Here is a 10,863-nt window from a genome sequence, read left to right on the forward strand (position 1 = left end):
GGACTCCGTCGGTGTTGGGGTGAATGAATCTTCAAGCCCCGACGTAAGCCGGCTGTGCCCCGGCCGTAAAGATCTGTGAATGCCCGGCACCAATGAAAAGAGCGCCCGCGGGCGCTCTTTCTTTTGACCTTGCAGCTGGCGCTGCGCGATCACTTGATCGGCTTGAAACGCATGCGCTTGGGGCGCGCGCCTTCTTCGCCAAGGCGCTTTTTCTTGTCGGCTTCGTACTCGTGGAAGTTGCCGTCGAAGAAGAACCACTGCGAATCGCCTTCGCAGGCCAGGATGTGGGTGCAGATGCGGTCCAGGAACCAGCGATCGTGGGAGATCACCATGGCCGAGCCGGCGAACTCCAGCAGCGCTTCTTCCAGCGCGCGCAGGGTTTCAACGTCCAGGTCGTTCGACGGTTCGTCCAGCATCAGCACATTGCCGCCCTGGGCCAGGGTCTTGGCCAGGTGCAAGCGGCCGCGCTCACCGCCCGAGAGGCTGCCGACCAGCTTCTGCTGGTCATTGCCCTTGAAGTTGAAGCGGCCGATGTAGGCACGGCTGGGCATGACGAACTTGCCGACCGTGATGTTGTCCAGGCCGCCGGAGACGTCTTGCCAGACGGTCTTCTCGGCATCCAGGCTTTGGCGGCTCTGGTCCACAAAGGCCAGCTTGGCGGTCTTGCCGATGGACACCTCGCCGCTGTCCGGCGTTTCCACGCCCTGGATCATGCGGAACAGGGTCGACTTACCGGCACCGTTGGGGCCGATGATGCCGACGATGGCGCCGGCCGGCACCTTGAAGCTCAGGTTGTCGATCAGCATGCGATCGCCAAAGCTCTTGGAGACGTTCTTGAACTCGATCACTTCATTGCCCAGGCGCTCTGCCACGGGGATGAAGATTTCGTTGGTCTCGTTGCGCTTTTGGTATTCGACGTCGCTCAGCTCTTCGAAGCGGGCCAGACGCGCCTTGCTCTTGGCCTGACGGCCCTTGGCATTGGAACGCACCCACTTCAGCTCTTCCTTCATGGCCTTGGCGCGGGCGTCTTCGCTCTTCTGCTCCTGCTCCAGGCGGCGTTCCTTCTGATCCAGCCAGTCGGAGTAATTGCCCTTCCAGGGAATGCCATGGCCGCGGTCCAGTTCCAGAATCCACTCGGCGGCGTTGTCCAGGAAGTAGCGATCGTGGGTGATGGCCACCACGGTGCCGGGGAAGCGCTGCAGGAACTGCTCCAGCCACTCGACCGATTCGGCGTCCAAGTGGTTGGTCGGTTCGTCCAGCAGCAGCATGTCAGGCTTGGAGAGCAGCAGGCGGCACAGGGCCACACGGCGCTTTTCACCGCCGGACAGCACGCCGATGACGGCGTCCCAGGGCGGCAGGTTCAGGGCGTCGGCGGCCAGTTCCAGCTGCAGATCGGTGTTCTCGCTGCCGGCGGCGGCGATGATGGCTTCCAGCTCGCCCTGCTCGGCGGCCAGGGCGTCGAAGTCGGCGTCCGGCTCGGCATAGGCGGCGTAGACCTCGTCCAGGCGCTTCTTGGCGGCCAGCACGCCGCCGATGCCTTCTTCCACCGCTTCACGCACGGTCTGCTCGGGGTTGAGCTTGGGCTCCTGCTCCAGGTAGCCGATCTTGATGCCGGGCATCGGGATCGCTTCGCCCTCGTACTCCTTGTCCACGCCGGCCATGATCTTCAGGATGGTCGATTTGCCCGAACCGTTCAGGCCCAGCACGCCGATCTTGGCGCCGGGGAAGAACGACAGGGAAATGTCCTTGAGGATGTGGCGTTTCGGGGGAACCGTCTTGTTGACGCGGTTCATGGAAAAGACGTATTGCGCCATGGCGGGAGTTTTCCTGGGATTGCTGAAAAGAGGCAGAGCTGCAGGCTGCTCGGCGGCAGCCGCGCCTCACCAAGCCGACGGGCCTGTGAGGGCAAACAACCGCGTATTGTCGCAGCTTCGGCCGCTGCTTCGCGTGACGGGCGGGCAAGATCGGTGAATTCAAGACCGGCCGCCACGCTGTCAGCGTCAACCCTAGCTGCAACCGCATCGCCAGGCTGTGCCACAAGCCCAGCCTGGGCCCGCGAGCGCCCGCCGTGCGCAGCCAGGCGGGGCACCTGCCAACAATGCCCGCTCGGCCACCCCCAGGCCCGGCCTATAATCGAAGGCTCGCCGCGCTTCTCAGTCTTGCGCGGCGTTTCCTTTTTCAGCTCAAGCACGCTCCTTAGCGCACCGAAGACTGGCGCCTGCTCACCGCGGCGCGGCTGCGCCCACAGGGCACCGTGCGCAAATCACACTCCATGAGTTTTGATTCTCTAGGCTTGGCCGCGCCTCTTCTGAAGGCCATCGCCGACGCTGGTTACACCTCCCCCACCCCGATTCAAGCCCAAGCGATTCCCGCCGTCTTGCAAGGCGGTGACCTGATGGCCGGTGCCCAGACCGGCACCGGCAAGACCGCCGGCTTCACCCTGCCCCTGCTGCACCGCCTGAGCGAAGGCGCCCCGGTGCTGAACAAGCGCGGCAAGCCCGCCATCCGCGCCCTGGTGCTGACCCCCACCCGCGAACTCGCGGCCCAGGTCGAAGAAAGCGTCAAGACCTACGGCAAATACCTGCCCCTGAAGAGCATGGTGATGTTCGGCGGCGTCGGCATGCAGCCGCAGATCAACCGCCTGCGCGACGGCGTCGACATCCTGGTGGCCACCCCCGGCCGCCTGCTCGACCACGCGCAGCAAGGCACGCTGGACCTCTCGCAGGTTCAGATCCTGGTGCTGGACGAAGCCGACCGCATGCTGGACATGGGCTTTGTGCACGACATCAAGAAGGTGCTGGCCCTGCTGCCCGCCAAGAAGCAGTCGCTGCTGTTCAGCGCGACCTTCAGCGATGACATCAAGAACCTGGCCGATCGCCTGCTGAACCAGCCCGCCCTGATCGAAGTGGCCCGCCGCAACCAGACCAATGAGTCGATTGCGCAGAAAGTCCACCCGGTCGGCCGCGAGCGCAAGAAGGAACTGCTGGTTCACTTGATCAAGAGCGGTGACTGGCACCAGGTGCTGGTCTTCACCCGCATGAAGCATGGCGCCAACCGCCTGACCGACTACCTGAATGACCAGGGCATCAGCGCCATGGCCATCCACGGCAACAAGAGCCAGGGCGCACGCACCAAGGCCCTGGCCGATTTCAAGAGCGGTGAGCTGACCTGCCTGGTCGCAACCGATATTGCTGCGCGCGGCATAGACATCGATCAGCTGCCCCACGTCGTCAACTACGAGCTGCCCAATGTCCCCGAGGACTATGTGCACCGCATCGGCCGCACCGGCCGTGCCGGCGCCCAGGGCGAGGCGGTCAGCCTGGTCTGCGTGGACGAGAACGGCTTCCTGCGTGAGATCGAAAAGCTGATCAAGCGCGAGATCCCCAAGGAAGTGGTGAACGGCTTTGCCCCCGATCCGAGCGAACGCCCGGAACCCATCGTGCTGGGCCGCATGATCCTGAACGGCAATGGCTCGCGCAGCGGCGGCGGTGGCCGTGGCAACTCGCGCGGCGGCGGCGGTGGCGGTGGACGCCCCGGCGGCCGACCCGGCGCCGGCTCGCGTGATGGCGGCTCGCGCGACGGTGGTTCGCGCGATGGCGGCGCCCCGCGCTCCTCGGCTCCGCAAGGCCGCTCGGGCCAGGGTGGTGGCGGTGGCGGCGGTGGTCGCCCGGCCTCCTCGGGTCGCCCTGGTGGTGGTGGCAGCGGTCGTCCCCAGGGCGGTGGCGGCGGCGGTGGTGGTAGCAATGGTGGTGGCGCCGGCCGCGGCCAGGGCGCACGCCTGACCTCGCCCAAGCGCTGAGTCCAACGCCATTCACCCCCGCGGTCCCCTGATCATCCCTCAGGGCCCGGGAGCTCAAGCCCAGCCTGCGCTGGGCTTTTCTTTTTTCCGCCCACGGCCCGCGGACGTAGGATGCGCAGCCATGAACCCGCCCCTGCCCCCCAGCACCTCGCCGTCCAACCGCCCTTTGCCCAAAGTCTGGATCGCCGGTGCGACCGGTCTGGTCGGGCGGGCCCTGCTGAGCCAGCTGCTGAGCCGGCCGCTGGAGGTCCATGCCCTGCTGCGGCGTGAGACGCCCGAGCTGGGTCGTCACCCGCGCCTGCACCTGCACCGGGTCAATTTCGGCCGCCCCGATCTGGGCCCGGCCCACATCCCGGCGCCCGACGAGATCTACATCACCCTGGGCACCACCATCGCGGCAGCGGGCTCGCAAGAGGCGTTTCGCGAGGTCGATTTCGAGGCCGTGCTCCATGTTGCCCGCGTGGCGCGTGCCGGCGGGGCACGGCGCTGCGCCGTGGTGTCGGCCCTGGGCGCCGATCCGGCCTCGCGGGTGTTTTACAACCGGGTCAAGGGCGAGATGGAGCAGGCCTTGAAGGGCTTGCATTTCAAGCGCCTGGTGATCGCCCGCCCGTCCTTGCTGGCCGGCGAGCGCGAAGCCCTGGGCCAGGCCCGCCGCCCCGGAGAGCACTGGGGCCTGCGCCTGATGCAGCCCCTGGGCTCGCTGATCCCGGCTCGCTGGCGGCCGATTCAAGCGGATACGGTGGCGCGTGCGCTGAGCCTTGCCTTGCATCAAGACGGGCCGGCCGCGCAGGTGCTGGAATCGGACGCCTTGCAAACCCTGGGAGCCCCGACATGAGCAGCACAAGCACCATGAAGCTGAGTTTTCTCGGCGCCGCCGACTGCGTGACCGGCTCGCGCCATCTGCTGGAGCTGGACCAGCAGCGCCTGCTGCTCGATTGCGGCCTGTTCCAGGGCTTCAAGACCCTGCGCGAACGCAACTGGGCGCCGCTGGGCGTGGCGCCCGCCAGCATCGATGCGGTGCTGCTCAGCCATGCCCATCTGGACCACAGCGGCTACATCCCGGCCCTGCGCCGCCAGGGCTTTCGTGGCCAGGTGTTTTCCACGCCGGCCACGCGCGATCTGTGCGAGGTGCTGCTGCTGGACAGCGCCCATCTGCAGGAAGAAGACGCGCGCCAGGCCAACCGCCACGGCACCTCCAGGCACGAGAAAGCCCTGCCCCTCTACACCGTCAACGAGACCAATAAGGCCATCGAGCATTTCGTCGGCATCCACCGCGATGGCCGGCTCAAGCTCGGCGCGGCCGAGATCCGCTTCACCCCGGTCGGCCATCTGCTGGGCGCCTGCGCCATCAGCGTGCGCCACGCCGGCCGCACCCTGGTCTACAGCGGCGATGTCGGCCGCAGCAATGACTTGCTGATGCCGGCACCGCAACGCCTGGAAGAGGCCGATGTGCTGCTGATCGAATCGACCTACGGCAACCGCCAGCATCCGCCCGAGGATGTGCAGGCGCGTCTGGCGCAAATCCTGCGGCAGACCTTCCGGCGCGGCGGCAGCGTGCTGCTGCCCAGCTTCGCCATCGGCCGGGCGCAAGCCCTGCTGCTGGTGCTGCAGCGTCTGCGCGAAGCAGGCGAGCTGGATCTGGACGTGCCCATCTACCTGGACAGCCCCATGGCCATCGAAGCCACCGAGCTGACGGTCAAGCACCAGAAGCTGCTGCGCATTCCGGCCTCGGACGCGCGCGGCCTGTGCGACGGCGTGCGCATGGTCAGCAAGGCCGCCGAGTCGATGAAGCTCGCCCGCAGCATGAGCAGCCCGCGCACCCCGCCCTCCATCATCATCTCGGCCAGCGGCATGGCCACCGGCGGCCGCGTGCTCAACCACATCGAGACCATGGCGCCGCTGCCGCGCCACCACATCGCCTTTCCGGGCTTCCAGGTCGGCGGCAGCCGCGGCGCCAAGATGGTGGCCGGCGAGCGCCAGATCAAGCTGCACGGCCAGTATGTGCCGGTCAATGCGGAGATCAGCCACCTCGAAGGCTTCTCGGGCCATGCCGATGCCGACGGCCTGATGGCCTGGCTGCGCGGCTTCAAGCGCGCGCCCGAAAAGGTCTTTGTGGTGCACGGTGAGCCCGCCGCCAGCGACGCCTTGCGCAGCCGCATCCAGGACGAACTCGGCTGGCGCGTGCGTGTGCCGCAGCACGGAGAAACGGTCAGCCTCGGATGAACCTGCTGGAACACGCATTCGGCGCCCAGGCCGACCTGGCCATGGGCTTGATGGCGGCCCTGGGCAGCGGGCTCTTGATCGGCCTGGAGCGCGAGCGCCACAAGGGCCGCGGCCACGCCGGCACGCGCGCGCAAGAGCCCGCGGGCCTGCGCACCTTCACCATTGCCGCCCTGGCCGGCGCCCTGGCCCATGGCCTGGCTGTGCCGGGGCTGGTGGCGGTGGGCGCGCTGGCGGTCACGGTGCTGGCGGCCATGGCCTACTTCCGCAGCAGCGAGCGCGATCCGGGCTTGACCACCGAGATGGCCTTGCTGGCCACCTATCTGATCGGCGTGCTCTGCGTGCAGGCGCCGCTGCTGGGCGCGCCAGCCGCCGTCACACTGACCGCCCTGCTCAGCGCCCGCACCGCCCTGCACCGCTTCGCCACCCGGGTGCTGCGCGAGGACGAGCTGCACGACGGCCTGCTGCTGGCCGCCCTGGCCCTGGTGGTGCTGCCCCTGATGCCGACCGAACCCCTGCCCTGGCTGGCCGGCATGAAGGCACATTCGCTGATGGGTCTGATGCTCCTGCTGCTGGCCCTGCAGGCCTTTGGTTATGTGGCGCTGCGCTTGCTGGGCGCGCAGGCCGGCTTGGCGCTCTCGGGCCTGATGTCGGGCCTGGTGTCCAGCACCGCCACCATCGCGGCCATGGGCCATCGCGCGCGGGCGGAGCCGGCCATCTTTCGCGCCTGCGCCGCCGGCGCTGTCATGTCCACGGCCGCCACCTGGTTGCAGGCCAGCCTGATGCTGCTGGCCTTGGCGCCGCAGGCCGCGATGCACTTCCTGCCCCTGGGCCTGGCCGGCGTGCTGGTGGCCGGCGGTGCAGGCTTGAGCCTGGCATGGCGCGCCTACCAGGACGGCGGCGCCGGCAAGACCGGCAGCGAGCCCCAGCGCGGTGGCCCGCTGCGCCTGAAAGAGGCGGCGCTGATCGCCCTGCTGCTGAGCGTGGTGACGGTGGGCGTCAGCTGGGCCGAGCGCCAGTTCGGCAGCTCGGGCCTGTTCGGCGCCGTGGCCCTGGCCGGCCTGGCCGATGCCCATGCGCCGGTGGCCTCCATGGCCGGCCTGGCCCAGGCCGGGCAGATCGACGCCCCGCTGATGTGCCAGGGCGTGCTGGCCGCGATTGCCAGCAACAGCCTGACCCGCATCATCACCGCCTGGCTGGCCGGCGGCCGGTCTTTTGCCCTGATCGTGGGCGCCGTGCTGCTGAGCTCGCTGGCCCTGGCGGCCAGCCTGCTGTGGCTGCTCGGGCCCCTCTTGTCCTCTTTGAACTGAGCATGAGTCGCAAGCCCCATGCCGGCCCACTGCAGCCGGCCCGCATCGATTTTTCCGACCCGCTGGCGCCCCTGGCGCCCGAGTTTGGCGATGTTTATCACAGCCGCGCCGGCGCCCTGCCGCAGTCGCGCCATGTGTTCCTGGGCGCCAACGGCCTGCCCGGGCGTTGGGCCGGGCGCGAGGAGTTTGTGATCCTGGAGACCGGCTTCGGCCTGGGCAACAACTTCCTGGCCACCTGGGATGCCTGGCGCCAGGACGCGGCGCGCTGCCAGCGCCTGGTCTTCATCAGCATCGAGAAACACCCGCTGCTAGGCGAGGATCTGCAGCGTGCCCACGCCGGCAGCGAGCTGCCCGAGCTGGCTGCGGCCCTGCACGCCGCCTGGCCCCCGCTGACGCCGAACCTGCACCGCCTGAGCTTCGAGGGCGGGCGCGTGCAGCTGCTGCTCTGCCTGGGCGATGCCCGCGCCTGGCTGCGCGAGCTGGTGGTCGAGGTGGACGCCTTTTACCTCGACGGTTTCAACCCCAAGCAGAACCCGGAGATGTGGGACGCCTACCTGCTCAAAGCCCTCGGCCGCCTGGCCGCGCCGGGCGCCAGCGCCGGCACCTGGAGCGTGGCGCCGCAGGTGCGCGAGGGCCTGGCAGCGGCGGGCTTCCAGGTCGAGCGCCAGCGCGGCTTTGCCAACAAGGGCGGCATGTGTGTGGCGCGTTATGCACCGCGCCATCAGCCGCAGAAACCCGCCGGCCGCCTGGCCCTGGCGCCGGGCGCGCGCCGCGCGCTGGTCATCGGCGCCGGCCTGGCCGGTGCGGCCTGCGCCTGGGCCCTGGCGCAGCGCGGCATCCACTGCACGGTGATCGATGCGCATGCGGCGCCGGCCCAAGCCAGCTCGGGCAACCCCGGCGGCCTGTTCCACGGCACGCTCAACCCCGACGACGGTGTCCATGCCCGCTTCAACCGCGCCGCCGCGCTGGAAACCGAGCGGGTGCTGCGCGAGCATGGGGCCGCCCTGCCCTGGCTGCAACACGGCCTGCTGCGGCTGGAGACCCGGCTGTCGCTGGCGCAGATGCAGGCCCAGCTGGCAGGACTGGGACTGCCGCCCGACTATGTGCAGGCGCTGGACATGACGGCGGCCGCTGAACTCAGCGGCCTCGCCTTGCGGCACCCGGCCTGGCTCTACCCCGGCGGCGGCGCCCTGCCGCCTCCGGCCTGGGTGGCCCATCTGCTGGCCGAGAGCGGTGCACAGCTGCGCCTGGGCCAACAGGTCGCGCAGCTGCGGCAAGCCGCCGATGGCGGCTGGCAGGCCTGGGACGAAGACGAGACCTTGATCGGCGAGGCGCCGCTGCTGGTGCTGGCCGGCGGCCACCGGGCCCAAGCCCTGCTGCAGGCACTGGCGCCCGATTTGCCTCTGCCCCTGCTGCAGCTGCGCGGCCAGCTCAGCCATGTGCCCGAGCTGCCCGCAGCGCTCAACACCCCCATGCGGCCACGCCTGCCCGTGGCCGGCCTCGGTTATGCCATCGCCGACACGGCCCAAGGCCTGTGGTGCGGCGCCACCAGCCAGGACGGCGATCTCGACCCCGATTTGCGCGAGGCCGACCATGCCCGCAACCTGGCCCAGTTCAGCGAGCTGGCCGGACTGATGCCCGACGATGGGCCGCTGCAAGCCCAGGGCGGCCGGGTCGGCTGGCGCCTGGCCACGGCCGACCGTCTGCCCCTGGTGGGCGGCCTGCCGGTGCTGGGCGATGGCGCCCTGCCCGATCAGCTGCGCTTCCTGCCCCGGCGGCCCGGCCTGGCCGTTTGCATGGGCATGGGCTCGCGCGGCATCAGCTGGGCCGCCCTGTGCGCCCAGGTGCTGGCCGCCCAGGTGACGGGCGCGCCACTGCCGCTGGAGGCCAGCCTGGTCGAAGCCATCGATCCGGCGCGCTTTCTGCTGCGGGTGCGCCGCCAGGCCGGATTGGCGGCGGCGTGAAGCATGCGCGCTGGTTCAGGTCCGCCCTCCATGCGCCCCAGCTTCCGGGTGCCGGCGAGCCACAAACTGAGCGCGGGAGCGCGGGCCTGCTTTAGCATCGGCCCTGTCCAGGCTTCAGCCCGACGTGCCCCATGAGCAGCTCTTCGAGCCCCAACCCACCACTCCCTGCCCAGCCGCCAGCGCATGGGCATGCGCGCGGGCATGGGCTGGGCCTCGCCCCCGAACTTTCGCTGGAGGCCGGCCTGCAGCAGCTGCGAGAGCTGGGCACCGGCTTCGAACAGGCTTTTTTTGCCGAGCGCCTGCAGGCCCTTCAAGCCCAAGCCTTGAGCGCAGCACATGAGCTGGAACTGGCCGCCTTCGAGCTGCTCGGCCGCTCGACCGCGCCGGCCGTAGATCCCAAGGAACTGCTGGTTCGGGCCCGCGACCTGCTGGATCAGGCCCAAGCCCAGGAATCCTGGCTCGCTTGCGCCGCCAGTTGGCGAGCCATCCAATGGATCCAGACCCGGCTCAAGCTGCATCATGCCGCGCTGGAAAGTGTGGCCCAGGCAGTCGCGCTCTACGAGAAGGCCGGCCATCCGGAACTGGCCTTGTTGATGCAGGCAGCGCGCTGCCCGGTGCTGTTCATGGCAGAGATGTACCCCGAGCTGCGCGAGGCCTGTGCCAAGCTGCTGCTGGAGCGTGAGCGCTTGCCGGTCGCCACCGTGCAGATGCTGCTCAACAGCGCCGCCTCCGCTGCCTACTACCTGGCCAATGAAGAACCCGAGCCCAGGCTGGCCCACGGTTTTTGGCAGGAATGCCTGCATCTGCACCAGGAAAGCCTGGCCCTCACTGAGCGACATGGCCTGGTCTACGCCGGCTCCCTGGCCCACCTCAACCTCTCTGTCGTGCATGCCACCCTGGGCCAGGGGCAAGCGTGCCGCCAGCACCTGGAGCAGTTGCGCGCCATGGCTGGCGACAAGCCGCTGCCCGCCTCCTGGCAGCTCTGGATGCGCTTGTGCGCGGTGTTGCTGGACTGCCATGAGGCCAGCGGTGGCCCGACCCAGGCCCAGGCCTGGCACGCCCTGCTGGCCGTCGACGCCGAGCTGGCCCAGACCCCGTCGTACAGCGTGGGCCACCGCGATGCCGTCTTGCAGGCCCTGCGCCAGTTCGGCGAACGCTGGGGCTATATGGACCAGGCCTTGCGGGCCGGCCTGACCCAGCTGCAGCAAGAGCGCGAGCGCAAGCGGGAACTGTCTCGGGCCCTGGGCGAAACCGTGCATGCGGTGATGGAGCGACCGCGCCTGCTGCAAGCCAATGCGCAGCTGACCCGCCAGGGCAGCGAACTCGAGCAATCGCTGGCCCAGCGCAACCAGGAGCTCAGCCATGCCCTGGCCAAGGTGCAGGCCGAGGCCAGCATCCGCGCCGCCGCCGAGGCCGCCTTGCAAAAAGCCCACGACGAGCTGGAGGCCCAGGTGCGCGCCCGCAGCGCCGAACTGGAGCTGGCCCTGCGCACTCTGATGCGGCAGGAGAAGCAGCTGGCCCTCTCGCGCATGGTGGTGGGCGTGGCGCACGAGATGAACACGCCGCTGGG

General features: G+C 69.2%; 7 protein-coding genes. 6 read left to right on the forward strand and 1 reads right to left on the reverse strand.

Annotation, left to right across the window (positions count from 1 at the left end):
- Positions 1-149 precede the first annotated feature (149 nt).
- On the reverse strand, positions 150-1,814 hold the full coding sequence (gene ettA, locus AC1Q6P_RS23390; RefSeq protein WP_102766979.1) for an energy-dependent translational throttle protein EttA: 1,665 nt from the start codon (positions 1,812-1,814) through the stop codon (positions 150-152).
- 458 nt (positions 1,815-2,272) lie between these two features.
- On the opposite strand from ettA, the gene AC1Q6P_RS23395 reads away from it, so the two are divergent.
- The 6 genes from AC1Q6P_RS23395 to AC1Q6P_RS23420 all read left to right on the forward strand — a co-directional run.
- A complete protein-coding gene (locus tag AC1Q6P_RS23395) occupies positions 2,273-3,799 on the forward strand; it encodes a DEAD/DEAH box helicase (protein ID WP_492666160.1) in 1,527 nt (508 codons plus the stop codon).
- Between the two features lie 121 nt (positions 3,800-3,920).
- Positions 3,921-4,634 carry an NAD(P)H-binding protein gene (locus AC1Q6P_RS23400; protein ID WP_492666161.1) on the forward strand — a complete coding sequence of 238 codons (714 nt, stop codon included), beginning with the start codon at positions 3,921-3,923 and terminating at the stop codon, positions 4,632-4,634.
- Positions 4,631-6,022, forward strand: coding sequence for an MBL fold metallo-hydrolase RNA specificity domain-containing protein (locus AC1Q6P_RS23405; RefSeq protein WP_492666162.1), 1,392 nt, complete (start codon positions 4,631-4,633; stop codon positions 6,020-6,022). Before AC1Q6P_RS23400 ends, AC1Q6P_RS23405 begins: the two co-directional genes overlap by 4 nt.
- Positions 6,019-7,329, forward strand: a complete 1,311-nt coding sequence (locus tag AC1Q6P_RS23410; RefSeq protein WP_492666163.1) for an MgtC/SapB family protein — start codon at positions 6,019-6,021, stop codon at positions 7,327-7,329. The genes AC1Q6P_RS23405 and AC1Q6P_RS23410 overlap by 4 nt, the downstream gene beginning before the upstream one ends.
- A gap of 2 nt (positions 7,330-7,331) precedes the next feature.
- Positions 7,332-9,293, forward strand: coding sequence for a bifunctional tRNA (5-methylaminomethyl-2-thiouridine)(34)-methyltransferase MnmC2/FAD-dependent 5-carboxymethylaminomethyl-2-thiouridine(34) oxidoreductase MnmC1 (mnmC, locus tag AC1Q6P_RS23415; RefSeq protein ID WP_492666164.1), 1,962 nt, complete (start codon positions 7,332-7,334; stop codon positions 9,291-9,293).
- A gap of 131 nt (positions 9,294-9,424) precedes the next feature.
- Positions 9,425-10,863 (forward strand): sensor histidine kinase (locus AC1Q6P_RS23420; protein ID WP_492666165.1); only part of this gene is annotated, 1,439 nt, incomplete at its 3' end.

The organism is Roseateles sp. GW835-FHT13E02, assembly GCF_058794035.1.

What these genes read in the sequence shown, in the direction of transcription:
- AC1Q6P_RS23405 (WP_492666162.1), top strand. Translation starts at nt 4,631, where the DNA reads ATGAGCAGCACAAGCACCATGAAGCTGAGTTTTCTCGGCGCCGCCGAC.
- AC1Q6P_RS23410 (WP_492666163.1), top strand. Translation starts at nt 6,019, where the DNA reads ATGAACCTGCTGGAACACGCATTCGGCGCCCAGGCCGACCTGGCCATG.
- AC1Q6P_RS23400 (WP_492666161.1), top strand. Translation starts at nt 3,921, where the DNA reads ATGAACCCGCCCCTGCCCCCCAGCACCTCGCCGTCCAACCGCCCTTTG.
- ettA (WP_102766979.1), bottom strand. Translation starts at nt 1,814, where the DNA reads ATGGCGCAATACGTCTTTTCCATGAACCGCGTCAACAAGACGGTTCCC.
- AC1Q6P_RS23395 (WP_492666160.1), top strand. Translation starts at nt 2,273, where the DNA reads ATGAGTTTTGATTCTCTAGGCTTGGCCGCGCCTCTTCTGAAGGCCATC.
- mnmC (WP_492666164.1), top strand. Translation starts at nt 7,332, where the DNA reads ATGAGTCGCAAGCCCCATGCCGGCCCACTGCAGCCGGCCCGCATCGAT.